21 protein-coding genes are annotated in these 20,989 nt (G+C 71.8%); 7 read left to right on the top strand and 14 right to left on the bottom strand.

Going from position 1 to position 20,989, the window contains the following annotated elements; genetic code table 11:
* Window positions 1-53: 53 nt before the first annotated feature.
* The 4 genes from Q0863_RS10270 to Q0863_RS10255 form a co-directional block, all read right to left on the bottom strand.
* Entirely contained in the window at window positions 54-1,574 is a 1,521-nt protein-coding gene (locus tag Q0863_RS10270) for an alpha/beta hydrolase (protein ID WP_298577753.1), read from the bottom strand.
* Entirely contained in the window at window positions 1,571-1,771 is a 201-nt protein-coding gene (locus Q0863_RS10265; protein ID WP_298577751.1) for a helix-turn-helix transcriptional regulator, read from the bottom strand. Before Q0863_RS10265 ends, Q0863_RS10270 begins: the two co-directional genes overlap by 4 nt.
* A gap of 10 nt (window positions 1,772-1,781) precedes the next feature.
* Window positions 1,782-2,390 (bottom strand): hypothetical protein, encoded by a 609-nt coding sequence (locus Q0863_RS10260; RefSeq protein WP_298577750.1) that lies wholly within the window; start codon window positions 2,388-2,390, stop codon window positions 1,782-1,784.
* Between the two features lie 148 nt (window positions 2,391-2,538).
* Entirely contained in the window at window positions 2,539-3,261 is a 723-nt protein-coding gene (locus Q0863_RS10255; protein WP_298577813.1) for a ferredoxin--NADP reductase, read from the bottom strand.
* A gap of 132 nt (window positions 3,262-3,393) precedes the next feature.
* On the opposite strand from Q0863_RS10255, the gene Q0863_RS10250 reads away from it, so the two are divergent.
* From Q0863_RS10250 to Q0863_RS10235, 4 genes are read left to right on the top strand one after another with little or no spacing between them, the layout of a single operon-like run.
* On the top strand, window positions 3,394-4,362 hold the full coding sequence (locus tag Q0863_RS10250) for an ABC transporter ATP-binding protein (protein ID WP_298577749.1): 969 nt from the start codon (window positions 3,394-3,396) through the stop codon (window positions 4,360-4,362).
* Window positions 4,359-5,168, top strand: coding sequence for an ABC transporter permease (locus Q0863_RS10245; RefSeq protein WP_298577748.1), 810 nt, complete (start codon window positions 4,359-4,361; stop codon window positions 5,166-5,168). The genes Q0863_RS10250 and Q0863_RS10245 overlap by 4 nt, the downstream gene beginning before the upstream one ends.
* On the top strand, window positions 5,168-6,100 hold the full coding sequence (gene panE, locus Q0863_RS10240) for a 2-dehydropantoate 2-reductase (RefSeq protein WP_298577747.1): 933 nt from the start codon (window positions 5,168-5,170) through the stop codon (window positions 6,098-6,100). Before Q0863_RS10245 ends, panE begins: the two co-directional genes overlap by 1 nt.
* 32 nt (window positions 6,101-6,132) lie before the next feature.
* A complete protein-coding gene (locus Q0863_RS10235) occupies window positions 6,133-7,698 on the top strand; it encodes an OmpA family protein (protein ID WP_298577746.1) in 1,566 nt (521 codons plus the stop codon).
* A gap of 261 nt (window positions 7,699-7,959) precedes the next feature.
* Here the strand turns inward: Q0863_RS10235 and Q0863_RS10230 are convergent, their stop codons facing one another.
* Entirely contained in the window at window positions 7,960-8,751 is a 792-nt protein-coding gene (locus Q0863_RS10230) for a TatD family hydrolase (RefSeq protein WP_298577745.1), read from the bottom strand.
* 98 nt (window positions 8,752-8,849) lie between these two features.
* On the opposite strand from Q0863_RS10230, the gene hrpB reads away from it, so the two are divergent.
* Both hrpB and Q0863_RS10220 read left to right on the top strand, forming a co-directional pair.
* The gene (gene hrpB, locus Q0863_RS10225) at window positions 8,850-11,360 is read left to right on the top strand and encodes an ATP-dependent helicase HrpB (protein ID WP_298577744.1); all 2,511 of its coding nucleotides are present in this window, start codon (window positions 8,850-8,852) and stop codon (window positions 11,358-11,360) included.
* A gap of 201 nt (window positions 11,361-11,561) precedes the next feature.
* Window positions 11,562-11,927 (top strand): hypothetical protein, encoded by a 366-nt coding sequence (locus Q0863_RS10220; RefSeq protein WP_298577743.1) that lies wholly within the window; start codon window positions 11,562-11,564, stop codon window positions 11,925-11,927.
* 127 nt (window positions 11,928-12,054) lie between these two features.
* Here Q0863_RS10220 and Q0863_RS10215 read toward each other — a convergent pair whose 3' ends face one another.
* The 5 genes from Q0863_RS10215 to Q0863_RS10195 all read right to left on the bottom strand — a co-directional run bounded on the left by Q0863_RS10215 (window position 12,055) and on the right by Q0863_RS10195 (window position 16,328).
* Window positions 12,055-13,155 carry a hybrid sensor histidine kinase/response regulator gene (locus Q0863_RS10215; RefSeq protein WP_298577742.1) on the bottom strand — a complete coding sequence of 367 codons (1,101 nt, stop codon included), beginning with the start codon at window positions 13,153-13,155 and terminating at the stop codon, window positions 12,055-12,057.
* 97 nt (window positions 13,156-13,252) lie between these two features.
* Complete coding sequence (locus Q0863_RS10210) at window positions 13,253-13,819, bottom strand: pseudouridine synthase (RefSeq protein WP_298577741.1); 567 nt, start codon at window positions 13,817-13,819, stop codon at window positions 13,253-13,255.
* A 6-nt stretch (window positions 13,820-13,825) separates the two neighbouring features.
* A complete protein-coding gene (locus Q0863_RS10205) occupies window positions 13,826-14,230 on the bottom strand; it encodes a PPC domain-containing protein (protein WP_298577740.1) in 405 nt (134 codons plus the stop codon).
* A gap of 268 nt (window positions 14,231-14,498) precedes the next feature.
* Window positions 14,499-15,371, bottom strand: coding sequence for a methyltransferase (locus tag Q0863_RS10200; protein WP_298577739.1), 873 nt, complete (start codon window positions 15,369-15,371; stop codon window positions 14,499-14,501).
* A 57-nt stretch (window positions 15,372-15,428) separates the two neighbouring features.
* Complete coding sequence (locus tag Q0863_RS10195) at window positions 15,429-16,328, bottom strand: LysR substrate-binding domain-containing protein (RefSeq protein WP_298577738.1); 900 nt, start codon at window positions 16,326-16,328, stop codon at window positions 15,429-15,431.
* A gap of 95 nt (window positions 16,329-16,423) precedes the next feature.
* Here Q0863_RS10195 and Q0863_RS10190 point away from each other — a divergent pair, with 95 nt between their 5' ends.
* Window positions 16,424-16,654, top strand: coding sequence for a hypothetical protein (locus Q0863_RS10190; protein WP_298577737.1), 231 nt, complete (start codon window positions 16,424-16,426; stop codon window positions 16,652-16,654).
* A 97-nt stretch (window positions 16,655-16,751) separates the two neighbouring features.
* On the opposite strand, the gene Q0863_RS10185 is transcribed toward Q0863_RS10190, so the two are convergent.
* The 4 genes from Q0863_RS10185 to queF form a co-directional block, all read right to left on the bottom strand.
* The gene (locus tag Q0863_RS10185) at window positions 16,752-18,986 is read right to left on the bottom strand and encodes an NADP-dependent isocitrate dehydrogenase (protein WP_298577736.1); all 2,235 of its coding nucleotides are present in this window, start codon (window positions 18,984-18,986) and stop codon (window positions 16,752-16,754) included.
* A 159-nt stretch (window positions 18,987-19,145) separates the two neighbouring features.
* Window positions 19,146-19,631, bottom strand: a complete 486-nt coding sequence (locus Q0863_RS10180) for a hypothetical protein (RefSeq protein ID WP_298577735.1) — start codon at window positions 19,629-19,631, stop codon at window positions 19,146-19,148.
* 38 nt (window positions 19,632-19,669) lie between these two features.
* On the bottom strand, window positions 19,670-20,059 hold the full coding sequence (locus tag Q0863_RS10175; protein ID WP_298577734.1) for a LysM peptidoglycan-binding domain-containing protein: 390 nt from the start codon (window positions 20,057-20,059) through the stop codon (window positions 19,670-19,672).
* Between the two features lie 81 nt (window positions 20,060-20,140).
* A complete protein-coding gene (queF, locus tag Q0863_RS10170) occupies window positions 20,141-20,956 on the bottom strand; it encodes an NADPH-dependent 7-cyano-7-deazaguanine reductase QueF (RefSeq protein ID WP_298577733.1) in 816 nt (271 codons plus the stop codon).
* Between the last annotated feature and the right edge of the window lie 33 nt (window positions 20,957-20,989).

Raw genomic sequence — 20,989 nt, 5'->3', positions numbered from 1 at the left:
GATGGGGATCGGGCTGTTCCGAATCCCCAATCTCCAATCCCGAATCCCGGCCTTCAGGGCTCCCAGCCGTAGTTGCCGGCGAACGGCGGCTGCGCGCTCAACCGCTCCAGGCACTGGGCGTCGAGCGAGCCGGCATCGGCGGTCTCGATGAACTGGGCGAACAGCTTGGGCATGCAGCCGGTACCCAGCACGCTGTGGCCCTGGCCGGGCAGCACCAGGTGGCGGGCGTTGGGCAGGCCTTCCACCACCTCGTCGCCATAGCGCGGCGGGGTGACCGGGTCGTACTCGCCGCTGACCGCGAGCAGCGGCACGTCGCCGGCCAGCGGCTCGCGGAAGCGCTCGGCGCGGGCGCCCCTGGGCCAGACCTCGCACTGCGCGCGCAGCGTGTCGGTCAGCACCGCGCCGAGCACGGTGGCGTCGTCGCCGCCATCGTCCTCGCCGAACTCGGCCGCGTCCTCGCTGCAGCTCACCGACAGGCCCATGCCCATCGCCATGGCGTCGCTCATCTGCACGCTCAGCATGCGCGACTGCGCGAGCAGGCTTTCGTAGCGCTGCTGCGAGGCTTCGTGCAGCACCAGCGGCAGGGTCGCGGCCATCGACGGCTGGTAGGCGTACATGCGCAGCAGGCCGACCAGGTGCATGTAGCGCGGCACCTCCTCGCGCCACTCGCCCGAGACCGGGTCGCGATAGCGCACCGGGGCGATCCCGCCGGCCTGCAGCCGCTCGCGCACCAGCACCAGCTGCTGGCGCGGATCGCCGAGGTTGGTCAGGCAGGCTTCGTTGGCGCGGCAGCGCTGGAACTGCGCGTCGAGCGCGTCCTCCAGGTTGCGCGCATGGTCGCGTCCGAGCACCAGCGAGTTGGGCACCACCGAGTCGAGCACCACCGCGCGGGTGTGCTGCGGATACGTGGCGGCGTACTGCTGGGCCACGCGCGTGCCGTAGGAGACGCCGACCAGGTTGATGCGCGGCGCGCCCAGCTTCCCGCGCACCAGCTCGAGGTCGCGCACGTGGTCGCCGGTGGTGTAGAAGCGCAGGTCGCTGCTTTGCTGCAGCCGGTCGCGGCAGGCTTCGGTCAGGCGCACCATCGCCTCGATGCTGTCGTTGCCCGGGTCGGCGAGCATCTCCTCGTCGCTGAAGTCGGGGCAGTGCAGCGGGTTGGATCCGCCGGTGCCGCGCGCGTCGATGAGCACCACGTGGCGGTTGCGGCGTGCGTCGGAGAAGGCGCGTTCGATCTGGGGATAGCTCTCGAGCGCCGACTGGCCCGGCCCGCCGGCGATCATGTAGATCGGGTCGGCTTCGGCCATTCCCTTGGCCGGCACCAGCGCGATCGCCAGCGCGATGCTGCGGCCGTCGGGTGCGTCGTGGTTCTCGGGCACTTCCAGCGTGGTGCACTGCGCTTCGACGGCGTTGCCGCCGGGCGCCGGCAGCGAACAGGGTTCGAAGGCCAGTTCGCCGTAGTGGAGGCGGCCCTGGGCGTCAGCGTGGGGGCCGGCCTGGCGGCCATCGCCGCCGTCGCAGGACGCCAGCAGCAGGGTGCCGGCGACAAGGGGGAGCAGGTACTGCAGGCGCTTCATGCGGATGCCTCCGGGAAGAAGATCGTTTCGATGGTGGCGTCGAACACGGCGGCGATCCGGAATGCCAGCGGCAGGCTCGGGTCGTACTTTCCGGTCTCGATCGCGTTGACTGTCTGTCGTGACACATCCAGACGTTCGCCGAGCTGCGCCTGTGACCAGCCGCGCGCTTCGCGCAGTTCGCGGACCCGGCTCTTCATGACCGTGCCCTCAGCGGTAGCGCCGCGCCACGAAGGACTTGGCGATGCCGTAGACCGCGCAGACCAGCGGGAACACCCAGATCATCGCCACGTCGCCGGCCACATGGATCAGCCGCGCCGACTGCAGCAGGCCGGCGGTCATGTACAGCATCGACACCAGCACCGTGGCCACGCCGACCGCTTCGAGTTCGATGCGCTGCTGCATCTCGTCCAGCCCGCGCATGTAGCCGACCATGGCGCGGACCGCGAAACCGATCGGCATCACCGGCGCCAGCGCGATGATCGCGCGCAACGCCGGGACGTCGACCCGCTTGAGCAGCCAGATCGAGGCGCACAGCACCAGCACGTACAGCGACATCGATCCCAGCAGCGCGCGCAGGTAGCGGCGGGTGAGCCCCGGCGGTGCGGCATCGCAGTCGCCGCCGCGGTGCGTCATGGCCATCGCGCCCAGCAGCAGGGCGCCGACCAGCAGGATGATGGCCACATCGCGCGGCGTGCCCGGCGACAGCCGCGGCAGCAGCAGCGCAGCGGCCGCCAGCAGGATCGCCAGCCCGGCCAGCGCGCGCATGGCGGTCGGGCGGAACAGGGAGCGTGCGGTGTCGTCGGGCGGGTGGGGCATGGCAGGTGTGTCAAGCAAGCTTGACAGCAGCTTGCCCGCTGCCCGGTAGGCTGTCAAGCAAACTTGACTCCGACGGGGCCTCCGTCCGATCGCGCGATTGCAGGCGCTGCCGCAGCCCGCCACGCCCTGACCCGGATGGCGCGCGAGACTACTTGCTGCTGACGTACTTCTCGCGACGGATCTGCGGCACCGCCAGCCCCGCCTCCTTCAACGCCTCGAAGCAGGCATCGACCATGTTCGGGTTGCCGCACAGGTAGGCGATGTCGGTGGCCGGGTCGGGCGCGAACTCGGCCAGGAACTGCTGCACGTAACCGTGGCGCACGTCTTCGTGCGCCTGCAGCGAACCGGCGGCGGGCAGCTCGCGCGAGAAACAGGGCACGAAGCGGAAGGCCGGGTGGCGCTGCGCGAACGCGCGGAACTCGTCGCCGTACAGCAGTTCGGCCGGAGTGCGTGCGCCGAACAGCAGCACCACCTCGATGCCGCGTTCGGCGATCGCCTGCTCCAGCAGCGGCAGCATCGCGCGATAGGGCGTCACGCCCGTGCCGGTGCCGATCAGCAGGTAGCGGCGATTGGCGTCCTGCGGCATCAGGCAGAAGCGCCCGAACGGGCCGCTGGCCTGCACCGTGCCGCCGTCTTCCAGCCCTTCGAACAGCGCGGTCGCCGCGCCGCCGGGCACGTAGCTCACCGCGATCTCGACCGCCTCGCCCGGGCCGCGCGCATGGTCGTGGATCGTGGCCAGCGAATACGAGCGCTTGGTCGCGGTGCCGTCGGCGTACTGGAAGTGCACCTGGATGAACTGGCCGGGGATGAAATCCAGCGGCTGCCCGTCGTCGCGGGCAAACGTGAGGTGCGCGACCGAGGGCGCGAGCATGCGCCGGCCGGTGAGCCTGAGGGGGAACTGGACGATGGCCAAGACGGATTTGGGACGCTCCGGCCCGGGAGTAGGCCGATGGGCCGCCTATACTAGCGGCTTGCCGCGAACGGCGCGGCCAAGGCCCACGCGATGATCCCAGAATCCATGGCGGCTCCGGGCGCGCCCGCGCTGCGGATCCGCGACCTCCGCAAGACCTACGACAACGGCGTGCAGGCGCTCAAGGGCGTCTCGCTCGACGTGCAGCCGGGCGACTTCTACGCCCTGCTCGGCCCCAACGGCGCCGGCAAGAGCACCCTGATCGGCGTGATCTCCTCGCTGGTGAACAAGAGCGGCGGCGAGGTCTCGGTGTTCGGCATCGACCTGGCCGCCCAGCGCGGCGCGGCCATGCGCCAGGTCGGGCTGGTGCCGCAGGAAATCAACTTCAACATGTTCGAGAAGCCGCTCGACATCCTGGTCAACTACGCCGGCTTCTACGGCGTGCCGCGCGCGCAGGCGCTGGTGCGCGCCGAGGAGGAACTCAAGCGCGCCTTCCTGTGGGACAAGGCGCGGATGATGAGCCGCACGCTCTCGGGCGGCATGAAGCGGCGGCTGATGATCGCGCGGGCGATGATGACCCGGCCGCGGCTGCTGATCCTGGACGAGCCCACCGCCGGCGTGGACATCGAGATCCGCCGCGACATGTGGCGCGTGCTGCGCGAGATCAACGCCGCCGGCACCACCATCATCCTGACCACCCATTACCTGGAAGAAGCCGAGTCGCTGTGCCGCAACCTGGCGATCATCGACCGCGGCGTCATCGTCGAGCAGGGGCCGATGCGCGCGCTGCTGGCCAAGCTCGACGTCGAAGGTTTCCTGTTCGACGTCGAGGGCGCGTTGCCCGCGACGCTGCCGCCGATCGAGGGCGCCACACTGGCCGCGCTCGACGACCACACGCTCGATCTGGACATGCCGCGGGCGATGGACCTCAACCGCGTATTCGCCACGTTCGACGCGGCCGGGATCCGCGTGCGCTCGATGCGCACCAAGTCCAACCGGCTGGAGGAACTGTTCGTGCGCATGACCGGCAGCGGCGCCAGGCCGCAGGAGCAGGCCGCATGAGCCGCGTGGAGACGGGCGCCGTCGCGGTCGAGGATGCCGCGCGCCGCAACTGGATCGCGCTGGGCACCGTCACCCGTCGCGAGATCATGCGCATCCTGCGCATCTGGAGCCAGACCCTGGTGCCGCCGGCGATCACCATGGTGCTGTACTTCCTGATCTTCGGCCAGCTGATCGGATCGCGCATCGGCGACATGGGCGGCTACACCTACATGGAGTTCATCGTCCCGGGCCTGGTGATGATGAGCGTGATCCAGAACAGCTACGGCAACATCTCCTCGAGCTTCTTCGGCGCCAAGTTCGGCCGCCACGTCGAGGAACTGCTGGTCAGCCCGATGCCGAGCTGGGTGATCCTGGGCGGCTACGTGGCCGGCGCGGTGACGCGCGGGCTGATGGTCGGCGTGATCGTGCTGGGCATCGCGATGCTGTTCACCGACGTGCGCGTGCCGCATCCGCTGGTCACGCTGTCGACCGTGCTGCTGGGCGCGACCATCTTCTCGCTGGCCGGCTTCGTCAACGCCATCTACGCCAAGAAGTTCGACGACGTGGCGATCGTGCCGACCTTCATCCTGACCCCGCTCACCTACCTGGGTGGCGTGTTCTATTCGATCACCCTGCTGCCGGGCTGGGCGCAGGCGGCGACCCACGCCAACCCGATCTTCTACATGGTCAACGCGTTCCGCTACGGCCTGCTGGGCGACAGCGACGTGCCGCTGTGGATCGCCTACACGCTGATGCTGTTCTTCGTGGCCGCGCTCGGCGGCCTGTCGCTGTGGCTGCTCAAGCGCGGCGTCGGACTGCGCAGCTGATGCGCGTGCTGGTGCTCGGCGCCGGCGGCACCGGCGGCTACTTCGGTGGCCGCCTGGCGCAGGCCGGGGCCGACGTCAGCTTCCTCGTGCGTCCGGCGCGCGCAGCGCAGCTCGAACGCTGCGGCCTGCGTCTCCGCAGCCCGCTGGGCGACGCCGACATCGCGGTGCGCGTGCTGACCGCCGGCACGCTGTCCGGGGCCGTGGCGCAGGCGCCGTTCGACCTGGTGATGCTGTCGTGCAAGGCCTACGACCTCGACGGCGCGATCGAGGCCGTGGCCCCGGCGATGGGCGACGGCACGACGCTGCTGCCGATCCTCAACGGCCTGCTGCACTACGACGCGCTGGATGCGCGCTTCGGCCGCGACCGCGTGCTGGGCGGGCTGTGCTTCATCAGCGTGGTCAAGCACGACGACGGCAGCATCGCGCACCTGGGCCGGCCCGCCTCGATCACCTTCGGCGAACGTGGCGGCGGTAGCAGCGCACGCGTGGAGGCGTTCGCGGCACTGTGCGCGCAGGCGGGCATCGACCACCGCGCCAGCGACGCCATCGGCCAGGAGCAGTGGAACAAGTTCAGCTTCCTCGCCACGCTCGCCGCCGGCACCTGCCTGATGCGCGACAGCGTTGGCGGGATCGTGGCCTGCGAGGGCGGCGCGGAATGGATGGCCGCGCTGCACGACGAATGCCTGGCCGTGGCCGCCGCGGCGGGCCGGCCAGTGCCGGAGAAGGCGCGCGACCTCGCCCGCGCCAGCCTGGCCGACCCGGCATCGGATGTGAAAGCATCGATGCTGCGCGACCTCGAAGCCGGCGCCCGCGTGGAAGCGGCGCACATCGTCGGCGACATGCTGCGACGCGCGCAGGCGGCAGGACTCGATGCACCACGGCTGCAGGCGGCGTGGGTGCACCTGCAGTGCTACGAAACCGCGATCGGATAACCTTTCCGCTTCCATCCAAGGGAGCAGGACGAATGGGGATCAGGTACACGCTCGCCGCCGGCATGCTGGCGGTGGCGCTGGTTGCATGCGGAGGCGGCGAATCGCAGGACCAGGCGCAATCGCCGTCCGACGTGGTGCAGGCGGACGAAGACGCGGTGGTGCAGGAAGCGGGGGCGCCGGACGCGCCTGCCCCGGAGTCCGGCGCAACGGCCAGAGAGGCGGACGCCGCCGCAACTGCCGACGTGCTGCTGGACAAGGCCGGCAACCCGATTGCGCTGCTGCCCTTCGACATCGAAAGCGTGCCGGTCAGCAACGCCACGCTCGGCGAGCTGCCGTTCTTCTCCATGCCGGACGGCTATGGCCTGGTGAACAGGCCCGATACCCGTGCCTTCGCGCGTTTCCCCGTGCGCATGGGCGAGGGCCTGCACTGGGTCGAGGGGGCGACCTGGGCAGGGCGCCTGGGCGTCGCGCGCGACCGGCGCCGCGACAAGGAGTTCTCGGCGCTGGAGCTGCGCCGCAACTTGGAAGCGGTGCTCGAGCAGGCCGGCGCGCACAAGGTCTTCGACGGGCCGCTGCTGCGCGACCTGTACTACGGCCAGCTCAATGACGAGATCGGCCAGGGCTTCATCGAGGGCGTCAACCTGGACAGCAAGATCCCGACCTGGGTGTACGTGATCCGCCAGCCGCAGCGCACGGCCTGGGTGCAGTTGTCGATCGGTCCGCGACAGGCGGCGATGGTGGTCATCGACCAGCAGCCGTTCGAGCAGAGCGCGCACTGGGGCGACGCGTTTCCATGGCTGTCCACGCCCGCCGGCTATGGCGGCCCGACGAAGCAGCGCGACTTCGACATGTATCCGTTCTGGACCGGATCGGACTTCGAGGAGGTCGAGGGCAAGGCCTGGATCGCGCGGGTTGACCACGACGAGCGCGGCTCGCATTCGATGTACGAAGTGCGCCGCAACCTGCAGGCGATGATGGACGAGGCCGGTGCCGCGCTGGTGTTCGAAGGCCGCATCCCGAAGCAGGCGGCCGAGCGTTATGGCGCCGACCTCCGGAGCCCCTACAGCACCGGCACCGGGCACAGCTGGCACGGCTACGACTCGATGGTCTATCGGGTCGACCGTCCCGGCGGCCGCGAGGTCTGGGTGCATGCGCGCCTGGAGTACAGCGGCGCCGGGTGGGTGGTGGTGGAGCGCGAGGGCTTCGTGCAGACAGCGGCGCTGCTGCCGGCCGCTGCGCTGAAGCAGCAGCTCGATGCCGATGGCCGGGTCGCGATCCAGGTCAACTTCGCGGTCGACCGCGCCGAGATCCTGCCCGACTCGCAGCCGCAGATCGAACAGGTGCTGGCGCTGCTGCAGCAGGATCCCTCGTTGCGACTGTCGGTGGAAGGGCATACCGACAACACCGGGGGCGCCGACCACAATCGCAGCCTGTCGCAGGCGCGCGCGGCCTCGGTGGTGGCCGCGCTGACCGCGCAGGGCATCGACGCCGCACGGCTGTCCGCAGCCGGCTTCGGCGCGGACCGGCCGGTCGCCGACAACGGCAGCGATGACGGCAAGGCCAGGAACCGCCGGGTCGAGCTGGTCAAGCGCGGCTGAACTGCCCGCAGGATCGTCCTCGCCGGACGCCGCGCACCGATGGCGCGACGTTGGCGGGGCTGGCGACCTGGCGCCAAGCTGAGGCAGTTCGCCGACCACCGCATCGGATCGTCGGGGTTGCCGTCCTGGAACAGCGCGGCGCCGCGGCCGTCGCTGTTCAGCCCCAGGCCGGGCAGGTGGTGGTCGCTGGTGGTGAAGGTGAATTCGACGCCCTCCAGGGTGTCGATGCGGGGAGGCAGGCAGGCGGCACCTCGCCTGGCTTCAGCCGGGCAGGCGGAAGAACGCGGCCGCGGTCGCGGTGGTCGCCGCGGCCGTGGCCGCCGTCGTCTCGCCGCGGTCGCGCGCCAGCTCCTCGACGATGTGGGGCAGGAACGCCGGCTCGTTGCGCCGGTCCTTGGGCAGCGGCCGCAGCGTGCGCGGCAGCAGGTAGGGCGCGTCGGTCTCGACCATCAGCCGGTTGGCCGGGATGTTCCCCACGATCTCGCGCAGGTGCTGCCCACGGCGTTCGTCGCACAGCCAGCCGGTGATGCCGACGTGCCAGTCCTGGTCGAGGTAGTCGAACAGCTCCTCGCGCGTGCCGGTGAAGCAGTGCACCACCGCCGGCGCGAGCCGGCCGTCGAACTGTTTCATGATCGCCATGAAGTCCGCGTGTGCGTCGCGCTGGTGCAGGAACACCGGCTTGCCGGTGTCCACCGCGATCTGCAGCTGCTGCTCGAAGGCCCGGCGCTGCGCCGGGCGCGGCGAGAAGTCGCGGAAGTAGTCCAGCCCGCATTCGCCCACCGCCACCACTTCCGGGTGCGCGTGTAGCGCGCGCATCTCCGCGTCGCATTCGGCGGTGTATTCGGCTGCGTGGTGCGGATGCACGCCGGCGGTGGCGAACCACTCGCCCGGGCGCGTGCGCGCCAGTTCGAGCGCGGCCGGCGAATGCGCGCGGCTGGCGCCGGTGAGGATGGCGCGGCCCACGCCGGCGTCGCACGCGCGCTGCCAGACCGCGGCGCGGTCGCGGTCGAAGCTGTCGTGGGTGAGGTTGAGGCCGATGTCGATCAGTTCCATGCGCCTATTGTAGGAGCGCGGCCGCAAGCGTCCGCATGCGCGCGTGCGGGCGCGCGTCCCCGCCGCGTCGGTGTGCCCGGCGCTCCTACAATGGCGCGATGACGTTTCCGATCACGCCGCTGCTGCCGCAGATCCAGCGCAGCCTCGCCGGGCATCCGCGGCTGGTGCTGGAGGCGCCGCCGGGCGCGGGCAAGACCACCCAGGTGCCGTTGGCGCTGCTTGATGCGTCGTGGCTGGCGGGCGGCCGCATCGTGATGCTCGAGCCGCGCCGCGTAGCCGCGCGCAGCGCCGCGATGTTCATGGCGCGGCAGCTGGGCGAAGAGGTCGGCGGGACGGTCGGCTACCGCATCCGCTTCGAGAAGCGCGTGTCCGCGCGCACCCGCATCGAAGTGGTCACCGAAGGCATCCTGACCCGGATGCTGCAGGACGATCCGATGCTCGAAGGCATCGGCGCGCTGGTGTTCGACGAATTCCACGAACGCCACCTGGCCGGCGACCTGGGCCTGGCGCTGGCGTTGGACGTGCAGGCCGGCCTGCGCGAGGACCTGCGGCTGCTGGTGATGTCGGCCACCCTCGACGGCGAGCGCCTGGCCGCCTTCCTCGATGCGCCGCGGCTGACGAGCGCCGGGCGCAGCTTCGACGTGCAGGTCGCGTTCTTCCCGGCCCGGCGCGAGGAGGCGCTGGAGGTGCAGGCGCGGCGCGCGGTGGAGCACGCGCTGGCGCGGCATCCGGGCGACGTGCTGGTGTTCCTGCCGGGCCGGCGCGAGATCGCGCGGCTGGCGGCGGCGCTGGCGCGGCCCGATGCCGCCGCCTTGACGGACACCGCGGCCGTGGACGTGCTCGAACTGCACGGCGACCTGCCCGTCGAGCAGCAGGCGCGGGTGCTGCAGCCTGCCGCCGATGGCCGCCGCCGCGTGGTGCTGGCGACCAATGTCGCCGAATCCAGCGTCACCCTGCCCGGCGTGCGCGTGGTGATCGACAGCGGCCTGGCGCGCGAGCCGCGCTACGACCCCAACAGCGGCTTCTCGCGGCTGGAGGTGGTGGCGATCTCGCAGGCCTCGGCCGACCAGCGCGCCGGCCGCGCCGGCCGCGTGGCCGAAGGCTGGGCCTATCGCCTGTGGCCGCAGTCGCAGCGGCTGGAGCCGCAGCGGCGCGCGGAGATCGGCCAGAGCGAACTGGCGCCGCTGGCGCTGGAACTGGCCGCCTGGGGCAGCGACGCGTTGCGCTTCGTCGATCCGCCGCCGCCGGGCGCGATGGCGGCGGCGCGCGACCTGCTGCGACGGCTGGAAGCGCTCGACGAGGGCGGCGCGATCACCGCGCCGGGCCGGCGCATGCTCGCGCTGGGCACGCATCCGCGCCTGGCCGCGATGCTGCTGGCCGCCAGCGGCGGGACGGAGCGCGCGCTGGCCTGCGACCTGGCGGCGCTGGTCGAGGCACGCGATCCGCTGCGCACGCGCAGCGACGGCTGGCGCCAGCGCTGGCTTGCGCTTGCCGCGTTCCGGGGCGGTCGCCTGCAGGCCGATGCCAACCGCGCCACGTTGGCGACCATCGACCAGGCCGCGCGCCAGTGGCGTCGCCGGCTCGGCCTGGATGGCGCGCCGCCGGCGGACGCATCGGCGCACGCGCTGGGCGCGCTGCTCGCGCGCGCCTTCCCCGACCGCATCGGCCGCGCGCATCCGCGCGACCGGCTGCGCTATCCGCTCAGCAATGGCCGCATGGCGCGCCTGGCCGACGACAGCAGCCTGTGCGGCGAGGCCTGGCTGGTGGCCAGCGAACTGCGCCTGGAAGCGCGCGACTCGCTGGTGCTGCGCGGCGCGCCGGTCGACGAGGCGGCGCTGCGCTCGGCCTTCGGCGAACGCTTCGTCGAACGCGACGAAGTGCGCTGGGATGCCGGCCGCCGCGCCCTGGTGGCCGAACGCGTGCGCCGGTTCGACGGCATCGTGCTCGACGCGCGGCCCGCCGGTCGCGTCGATCCGGCGCAGGCCGCGCAGGCGCTCACCGACGCGGTTGGCGAACTCGGCCTCGACGCGCTGCCCTGGAGCGACGGGCTGCGCCAGTGGCGCGCACGCGTGCAGTCGCTGCGCGCCTGGATGCCCGGCCTGGATCTGCCGGACCTGTCCGATGCGGCCCTGCTGGCCAGTCGCGACCGCTGGCTGCGGCCGCTGTTCGCGGGCGCCAGCCGGATCGACGCCCTGTCTGCCGAGGCGCTGGCCGAGGGCCTGCGCGGGCGCCTGGACTGGGGCCAGCGCCAGCGGCTCGAACAGCTCGCGCCCGCCCGCATCCGCGTGCCTTCAGGCATGGAACGCGCCATCGAGTACGCGCTCGACCACGACGGCGCGCCGCAACCGCCGGTGCTCGCGGTGAAGCTGCAGGAACTGTTCGGCCTGGGCGAAACGCCGGCGATCGTCGAAGGCCGGATCCCGCTCACCCTGCACCTGCTCTCGCCCGCCGGACGCCCGCTGCAGGTCACCAGCGACCTGCGCGGCTTCTGGGAACGGACCTGGCCGGAAGTGCGCAGGGAAATGAAGGGGCGCTATCCGAAGCACCCGTGGCCGGAGGATCCCTGGAACGCGGCGCCGACGCATCGCGCCAAGCCGCGCGGCACCTGAGCGTCGCCGCCCAGGAGCGATGCAAGCGCTTGCGCAAGGGTCCGGCGGCGGCGGGCCGGAAAGGCAGCGGGGGCCTCTTCCGCTCCGCCGTGGCGACGGCGAGGGGCCGGCAGCGCATCGCGGACGTCCCGCGCGGATCACGCCGCAGCCACGCGTCCTGCCGCACACTCCGCCCGTATCGACCCCCAGGACCCCCGACCCATGAGCAGACTCGACTCGATCCCAGGCAAGATGATGGACCTCGTCGGCAACGTCGGCGACAGCATCCGCGACCACATGCCGACCCGCGCCGGCACCCTGCTGCAGACCGGTGCCGCGCTCGGCATGGCCAAGACCGGCACGCGGGTGGCCGGGCACTTCCTGCGCCGCAATCCGGCGCTGGTGGTGGCCACGGTCATCGGCGCCGGCGCGGCCTGGTATGCGGTGCACCGCTATCGCAGGAAGCAGGCCGCCGGCGAGACCATCGACGGCCAGGCGCGCCGGGTCGAGCCGCGGCGTGCCCCGCGCAAGACGGCGTCGTCGCGCACGGTGCGCCAGTCCACGCAGAACACCGCGTCCGAGGAGTAGGCCCGCGTCCGAGGAGTAGGCCCGGCGCACGCGCACGGCCGCTGGCCGCTGCGCGTGCGGGGTGTGTCGGGTCCGCCGGTGCGTCGGTTTCGGTCGCGCGCCACGCGCCGACCCTGCGCCGCAGGCGTCAGGCGGCTTCGCGCAGTTCCAGCACGAAGCAGGCGCCGCCGCCCTCGCGGTCTTCGTAGCGCAGTTCGCCGCCCGATGCGGCCACGATCTGGCGCGCCAGCGACAGCCCGAGGCCGGTGGAGATGCCGTCGGTGGCGGCGTCGCCGGAACTGATCCGGAAGAACGGGGTGAACAGCTCCGACTGCTGGCTGGGCGGAATCCCCGGCCCGCGGTCTTCCACGCGCAGCTGCCAGTAACCCGGCGCACTGGGCCGCACCACCAGGTCGATGTCGCTGCCCGGCGCGTACTTGATCGCGTTGCTGATCAGGTTTTCGCAGACCTGCCGCACCACCAGCGCGTCGATGGCGACCTCGGTGCGCCCCGGCAGTTCCCCGATGCGCAGGCGCGACCCGCGCTCCTCCAGCTGCAGCGCGTAGCGCTGCTCGATCCACTGCGCCAGCTCGGACAGGCAGGCGCGCGCAACCGGGTCGTCGCCGCGCGGCCGCGCCGAGGCCTGGGTCTCCAGGTAGCGGCGGATGTAGCCCAGCGCGTCCTCGGCGCTGTCGCGGATCATCTGCAGGTAGCGCGGGATGCGATCCTCGCGGGTCTGGCCGGTGATCAGCAGGTCGCTGGCGAAGAAGATGCTGCTCAGCGGGTTCTTCAGGTCGTGCGCGACCAGGTTCACCAGCTCCTGGCGCTCGCGCGCCACCCGCTCGAGCCGGTCGCGGGTCAGCTTCAGGCCGATGTGGGCCTGCACCCGCGCCAGCAGTTCCTCGGGCATGAACGGCTTGGTGACATAGTCGACGGCGCCCGAATCGAACGCGCGCAGCAGCAGGTCGCGATCGTGCGCGGCGGTGAGGAACACCACCGGCAGCGAGGACCAGTCCGGGTGCCGGCGCACCTCCTCCAGCAGTTCGAAGCCGTCCATGCCGGGCATCATCATGTCCAGCAGCAGCAGGTCGGCGCTCTGCTTCCCCAGCGCCTGCAGCGCCTCCTCGCCGCTCTCGGCGGTGTGCACGGTGTAGCCCTGGCGCGACAGCAGCGCGCTGATGATGCGCAGGTTCGACGGCTGGTCGTCTACGACCAGGACCCGTCCAGCGATGGTCTTGCCCGTCGGCATCTTGCGTGGAAGTCCCTGTCGAAGCCGGAAGGGCCGTGTTGGCGGTCCGGCCGGACACGTTACCAGACCGGCCGCGGGGCCGGAATCCGGTGCAGGTTCAGTTTGTTCGGCCCGGCCGGTGCAGCGCTTCCACCTCGCGCCACTGCCCCGGCGCCAGCGCCCCCAGCGACCAGTCACCGATCGCCACCCGCACCAGGCGCAGGGTGGGCAGGCCGACGGCGGCGGTCATGCGCCGCACCTGGCGGTTGCGGCCCTCGCGGATGGCGAGGCGCAGCCAGGCATCGGGGACGCTGCGTCGGAAGCGCACGGGCGGATCGCGCGGCCACAGCGCGGGTGGCTCGATGCATGCAGCCTCGGCCGGCAGGCTGCGTCCGTCGTTGAGGTCCACCCCCTCGCGCAGGCGTTGCAGCTGTGCCTCGGATGGCGCGCCTTCCACCTGCACCAGGTAGGTCTTGGCCTGCTTGTGGCGCGGATCGGTGATGCGGTGGGCGAGCGCGCCGTCGTCGGTGAGCAGCAGCAGGCCTTCGCTGTCGTGGTCGAGGCGGCCGGCGGGATAGACCCCCGCCGGCAGCCCGAACTCCGCCAGCGTGCGCCGGGGCGGCACGCTGCGGTCGGTGAACTGGCACAGCACGCCGAACGGCTTGTTGAGCGCGATCAGCGCCATCGGCCGTTACTCGTCGCTGATCACGCTGGCGCGCAGGCTGTACGCGCCCAGGTGGCCTTCGCCCATCGGCAGCGAATTGACCCGCACCGTGTAGAGGCCGGTTTCGGGCGCCGACACCACCAGCAGCGGATCGGTGCTGCCGTCCTCGCGGTCGTCGTTCTCGCCCAGCAGGTCGCCGTCGGGCTTGAACACGATCACCACGGGGTCGAAGTCGGTCGACTTCACGGTGATCGCGACCAGCTGCCCTTCGGCCAGGCGCAGGCGGTAGTCGTGGCTGCGGCCGCCGCGGTCGCTGGGCCGGTCAGTGGCCAGCAGCTGGCCCTGTACGGTGGTGCCGACCGACATCGGTTCGGCGGCGGTGGCCGCGAAGGCGGCGCTGGCGAGGCTCAGGGCGAGAAGGGTCTTGCGCATGGAAATCCTGTGGTGGGGCGTGGGGCGCGCGCGGATATGCCGCAGCCGCGGCGCGCGTCGCGGCTGCAGGGCCAGGGCGGATCGCCCGGGGTGGCTAGCTTAGTGGGGCCGCGTGCGGCCGGGGATGGGCCGCCTGCGGGCGGAGCCGGCAGGATGGATCGTTCGACCTCCGGCAGGCAGGTGCAGGCGCGGCAGGCCTGCGTCGGCGCAGGGGCGCGGCGGGCGGGCGTCGCCCGCGCGCGCGGTGCCGGGCCCGTCGCCCGTGCGGTCAGTCGCGGGCGGGCTTCACGAAGCGCAGGGTCATGCGGTCGCTTTCGCCGATCGCGCGGTACTTCTCCGCATCCGCGGCCTCGTGGTTGTTGCCCGGCGGCAGGGTCCACACGCCGTTGGGATGGTCCTTCGTGTCCCTGGGGTTGGCGTTGACCTCGCTCTTGCCGTCGAGCACGAAGCCCGCGGCCTCGGCCATCGCGATCACCTGCGCCTCGCCGACGTAGCCGCTGCGGTCGTCGGCCGGCACGTCGGCCTTCGCGCGATGCTCGACCACGCCCAGCACGCCGCCGGGCTTGAGCACGTCGAAGAAGCCCTTGAACATGCCCTCGGCCTGGCCGCTTCCGCGCCAGTTGTGCACGTTGCGGAAGGTCAGCACGAGGTCGGCCGAACCGGCGTCGCCGAACTTCGGCGCGGTCGGATCGTAGCCGACGATCTTCGCCGCATCGAACCGTGCCGGCGCCTCTGCGAAGCGCTGCTCCAGCCCGTCCTTGCTGCGCTGCTGGTAGTCGCGGCCGCGGCCTTCGGGCACCGCGGCGGGATCGACGATGGCGGCGACGTACTGGCCGCTGCCGCGCAGATAGGGCGCGAGGATCTCGGCGTACCAGCCGCCGCCGGGCGTGATCTCGACCACGGTCTGGCCGGGCGCGAGGCCGAAGAAGCCCAGCGTTTGCGCCGGGTGGCGGTAGGCATCGCGGGCGCGGTTGGCCTCGCTGCGCCAGTCGCCGGCGAGGGCGGCCTGCAGCGCGGCATCGGGTGCGGCTTCGGGTGCGGCGGCCGGCGGGTCGGCGGCCAGGGCGGGCGCGGCGCCCGCGGCGGCCAGGGCGAGGATCAGCAGGGAAGCGCGGAACGCGGAACGGGAGGCACGGCGCATCGGGAACTCCGGTGGCGACAGGTAGGCCAAGCCTGACACATCACGGCGGCGGCCGGATCACGCCGGGCCGCTGTCGACGCTGCGCGCATAGCCGGCCGCCTCGGCGAGCAGCCAGTCGCGGAATTTCGCGAAGCCCTGGTGCTGGCGCGAGCGCTCCGGATACACCAGCCAGTGGCCGTTGGCGGTGCGCAGCCGCCGCGGCGAGAGCAGCACCAGCTGGCCGGCCTCCAGCAGCAGGCGCGCGCGGGTCATCCGGCCCAGCGCCACGCCCACCCCGGCGGCCGCGGCGCGATGGTGCGCCTCGGTGTCGTCGAGCATCGCCACGTAGCGCGCCGGCGGCGGTTCCCCGGCCAGCGCGAACCAGCGGTTCCACTGCCCGTCGCTGTCGCCCAGCAACGGCCACTGCGCCAGCGGTCGCGCGTCGATCCCGCCCATGCGCGCGACCAGCTCCGGACTGGCCATCGGCGCCAGCGCGTCGTCGAACAGGTGCTCGGTCACCGTGCCTGGCCATTGCCCGCGACCGACCCGCAGCGCGGCGTCGACCTCCGGCGAGCGCTCGAAGTCCACCACCGCCGTCTGCGACTGCAGGTTGATCTCGATCGACGGATGCGCGCCCAGGAATCCGCCCAGCCGCGGCAACAGCCAGGCCGAGGCCATCGACGGCAGCAGGCTCATGGTCAGCACGTGGTCGCGCCGGGCCGGGTAGGGGTGCAGGGCCTCGGCGATCGCATCCAGGTGCGGCGCGATGCGCTCGAGCAGGCGCTGGCCGTCGGCGGTCGCCGACACGCCGCGCGCGCCGCGGGCCAGGACCGCGTAGCCCAGCCGGTCCTCCAGCGCGCGCATCTGGTGGCTCAGCGCGCTGACGGTGAGGTTGAGCGATTCGGCGGCGCGGGTGAGGTTGCCGTGGCGGACCGCCGCGACGAAGCCCTGCAGCGCATGCAGCGGGGGTCGGGACATCTTGAATCCTGTTCAAGACTGGCTTGCGAAACATTCGCTTTTTCGCTGCGGATCATGCGCCTACCTTTCGCCCTACCCAACAAGTAGGGCGAATCATGAACATCTACGGCGGCCTGCTCTTCAACCAGGGCCATGTCCAGGACCCGGCGACGGCGCGAATGCTGGCGGGCGTGCCGGAACCGGCGCCAGCGTCCCCCGACAGCGACCGGCCGCGCGGCGCGACGGCGGCGCCCGGCACGCGCGAGTACGCGGCCGGGCTGCTGCAGGGCCGCCGCTGGCACGGCTGGGTGGAGCTGGAGACGGCGCTGCTGGCGGCGCTGCGCTGAGCGGCGGACGGCTGGCCGGCCTCCCGCAGGCCGCGGGCCGGACCGGGCGGCGCCGGTCGCGGCCTGCCCCGGCGCGTGGCCGGGGCGGCGGGCCGGATCAGCCGGCGACGAAGGCCGCGAGCGCGGCGTTGAAGGTCTCGCTGGGCCGCATCGCCGCCGACACCTTGTCCTGGTCGGGGCGGTAGTAGCCGCCGATGTCGACTGCGCGGCCCTGCACGCCGTTGAGCTCGGCGACGATCTTCTCCTCGGCGTCGGCCAGCGTCTTCGCCAGTGGCGCGAACTTCGCCTTCAGGCCCGCGTCCTCGTCCTGCGCGGCCAGCGCCTGCGCCCAGTACAGGGCCAGGTAGTAGTGGCTGCCGCGGTTGTCGATGGTGCCCAGCTTGCGGCCGGGCGACTTGTCGTTGTCGAGGAAGCGGCCGTTGGCCGCGTCCAGCGCATTGGCCAGCGCCGGCGCGGCCGAATTGAGCCAGCGGTGGCTGATGTGCTCGAGCGAGGCGGCCAGCGCCAGGAACTCGCCCAGCGAATCCCAGCGCAGGTAGTTCTCTTCCAGGAACTGCTGCACGTGCTTGGGCGCGGAGCCGCCGGCGCCGGTCTCGAACAGGCCGCCGCCGGCCATCAGCGGCACGACCGACAGCATCTTGGCGCTGGTGCCCAGCTCCATGATCGGGAACAGGTCGGTGAGGTAGTCGCGCAGCACGTTGCCGGTCACCGAAATCGTGTCCTGGCCCTTGCGGATGCGCGCGAGCGAAACCTGCATCGCCTCCACCGGCGGCAGGATGCGGATGTCGAGAGCGCCGGTGCTGTGTTCCTTCAGGTACTGCTCGACCTTGGCGATCACCTGCGCATCGTGGGCGCGCGCGCGGTCGAGCCAGAACACCGCGGGCGTCTGGCTGATCGCGGCGCGGTCCACCGCCAGCTTCACCCAGTCGCGGATCGGCGCGTCCTTGGTCTGGCAGGCGCGCCAGATGTCGCCGGCCTCGACCGCGTGCTCGAACATCGTGTTGCCGGCCGCGTCGGTGACGCGGATGTGGCCGTCGCCCGGCACCTGGAAGGTCTTGTCGTGGCTGCCGTACTCCTCGGCCTTCTGCGCCATCAGGCCGACGTTGGGCACGCTGCCCATCGTGGCCGGATCGAAGGCGCCGTTGACACGGCAGTCGTCGATCACCACCTGGTAGATGCCGGCGTAGCAGCGGTCCGGGATCACCGCCTTGGCATCCTGCAGCTTGCCCTCTGCATTCCACATGCCGCCGGAGTCGCGGATCATCGCCGGCATCGAGGCGTCGACGATCACGTCGCTGGGCACGTGCAGGTTGGTGATGCCCTTGTCGGAGTTGACCATCGCCAGCGCCGGGCGCTGCGCGTACAGCGCGGCGATGTCGGCCTCGATCGCCTCGCGCGCGTCGTCGGACAGCGACTGGATGCGCGCATACAGGTCGCCGATGCCGTTGTTCGGGTTGAAGCCGGCCTCGGCCAGCGCGGCGGCATGCTTCTCCAGCACCGGGCGGTAGAACTCCTCGACCACCACGCCGAACATGATCGGGTCGGAGACCTTCATCATGGTCGCCTTCAGGTGCAGCGAGAACAGCACGCCCTGCGCCCTGGCATCCTCGATCTGGCGCGCGACGAACGCGGCCAGCGCCTTGCGCGACAGGCGCGCGGCGTCGACGATCTCGCCGGCCTGGACCTTCAGCGATTCCTTGAGCACCGCGCGGCTGCCGTCGGCGCCGTGGAAGGCGATCTGCAGGGTATCGGCTGCGGCCATCGTCGCCGACTGTTCGCTGCCGTAGAAGTCGCCCTCGTCCATGTGCGCGACGTGCGACTTCGATTCGCCCGACCACTTGCCCATGCGATGCGGATGCTTGCGCGCGTACTGCTTCACCGACAGCGGCGCGCGCCGGTCGGAGTTGCCCTCGCGCAGCACCGGGTTGACCGCGCTGCCCATGGCCTTGCCGTAGCGCGCGCGGATGTCGCGCTGGGCGTCGTCCTGCGGGTCGTCCGGGTAGTCGGGCAGCGGATATCCCTGCGCCTGCAGCTCCTTGATCGCGGCCTTGAGCTGCGGCACCGAGGCGCTGATGTTGGGCAGCTTGATGATGTTGGCTTCGGGGGTCTTGGCCAGGGCCCCCAGTTCGGCCAGGTCGTCGCTGACCTTCTGCGCATCCGCCAGCCGGTCGGGGAACTGCGCCAGGATCCTGCCCGAGAGCGAGATGTCGCGCGTCTCCACCGAGATGCCGGCGGCGCCGGCGAACGCCTGCACGATCGGCAGCAGCGAGGCGGTGGCCAGGAACGGCGCTTCGTCGGTCAGGGTGTAGAGGATCTTGGGCGTGTCGGGCATGCGCGGGTCTCGGCTCGAAGGACGGGTGCGGTCAACGCGCCATTGTCGCGCTTCGGCCACAACAGGGCAAAACGCACGGGTATGGCGCGTCGCCGCGATGCACCATGAAAAAAGGCGCGGCTCGCGCCGCGCCTTTCCGGGGATCGGACCGTGGAAGGCCTACTTCACGTCGAACTCGCTGGTGTTGATCACGCTGCCGTCCTGGGAGATCTCCACGCGATAGCGGCCGGTCGGCCAGCCGTCGGGCTTGCTGATGTGGAAGTCGGTGGTCTGCGCGCCCGCGGCGACCTGCTTGGTTTCCTCGGCCACCGTCTGGTTGCTGTCCAGGTGGGTCCACTTGGCGACCAGCGTGCTGCCGGAGGGGCTGTCGGTGGCCACCGAAGCGTGGATCGTGTCGCCGGCGGCGAACGAGGTCAGCGGGGTGGCGATGGTGTTGTTGGCATCGATCGCGTTGCCCAGCGTCACCGACGCGGTGCTGGCCGGCGCGGTCACCGGTGCGGCCGGCGGCGGCGCGGCGGGCGGCGCGGTCTCGGTCGGGGTGGTCGGCGGAACCACGGGCGCGGGTTCGTCCTTGCGGCAGCCGGCGAGGGCGGCTGCGCCGACGACGGCGACCAGCAGGGCCTGGGAAAGACGGGTCTGGTTCATGGCGGTGTCCTCTTGGATGGAGTCGTCGGGATCGGCGGTCAGGCGGAGGCGGGCGGTGGGCCCTTGCCTTCGCCGTCCTGCTCGAGCTCGGGCAGGGTGATCACCTGGCCCGGGAAGATCCGGTCGGGGTTGTCGATCGCATCGCGATTGGCCTCGAAGATCCGTCGCCAGTGGCTGGCCTTGCCGTACACCCGCTGCGCGATCGAAGACAGCGTGTCGCCCTGCTCGATCGTGTAGCTGCGCGCGCCGATGCTGCCCGGCCCGCCCTGCGCGGTGGGCACGCTGTCGGCGCCACTGGAGACGTTGGAGAAGTCGGGCCTGGCGCCGGCCAGCGTTCCGCTGCCGGCGCCTGTGCCGCTGCCGCCGCCCGGCGTGGTGCTGGCACCACTCTGGACGTTGGAGAAATCGGGTTTCCTGTCGTTGCTCATGACCGGGCGCTCCCGCCAGTGGAATGTGCGGCGACGACGGTGGCACGCGGGATGTTAAGACCGCATCGCGACGCCGATGCGCTACTGCCGCGGATCGCGCCGCGGCGGCGGCGGCGTGCGCCCCGGCGTGGCCCGCCAGGGATTGATGTCCAGGCCGCCACGGCGGGTGTAGCGCGCCTCCACCGACAGCCACTGCGGCCGGCAGCGTTCCAGCACGTCGATGAAGATCTGCTCCACGCACTGCTCGTGGAAACCGGCGTGCTCGCGGAACGAAACCAGGTAGCGCAGCAGGCCGGCGTGGTCGATGCGCGGGCCGCGGTAGGCGATGTCCACCGTGGCCCAGTCGGGCTGGCCGGTGACCGGGCAGTTGGACTTGAGCAGCGCGCTGCGCAGGCGTTCGGTGGCCTCGGCGCCGGCATCGGCCTGCAGCAGCCCGGCATCCGGCGGGCCGTAGCAGTCGATGTCCAGCTCCAGCGCGTCGATGCCGATCGCGCCGTCGTCGTCGCCCGCCAGCGGCGGCAGCCCGAACGCGACCTCGACCGGCCCGCCGGCGGCCTGCGACAGGTCCGCCGCCAGGCGCGCGCGCAGCGCCGCGGGATCATCGAAGCGGGTGGCGTTGAGCGAGTTGAGGTAGAGCTTGAACGACTTGGATTCGACCAGGTTCGGGGTATCGGCCGGCACCGTCACCGTGGCGGTGGCGGCGACCGGCTTGCCGCGCGCGTCGAGCCAGGACAGCTCGTAGGCCTGCCAGCGGTCGTGGCCGGTGAACGGCAGCGCGCCCGCGAGCCGCAGCGGCTGGCGGCCGGTGGCGCGCGGGATCGGGAACAGCAGCGACGGGTCGTACTGCCTGGGGTAGGCGACCTCGCGACCGAGCAGCGAATCTTCGGGTCGGGACATGCGCGCATTCTATCGCCGCGCGCGTCGGCCGCC

Origin of the sequence: uncultured Luteimonas sp. (assembly GCF_947492465.1) — a bacterium.
Taxonomy (GTDB): Bacteria; Pseudomonadota; Gammaproteobacteria; order Xanthomonadales; family Xanthomonadaceae; genus Luteimonas.
The sequence above is the reverse complement of the archived record's forward strand: the minus strand, read 5'-3'. Positions and strand labels throughout refer to the sequence as shown.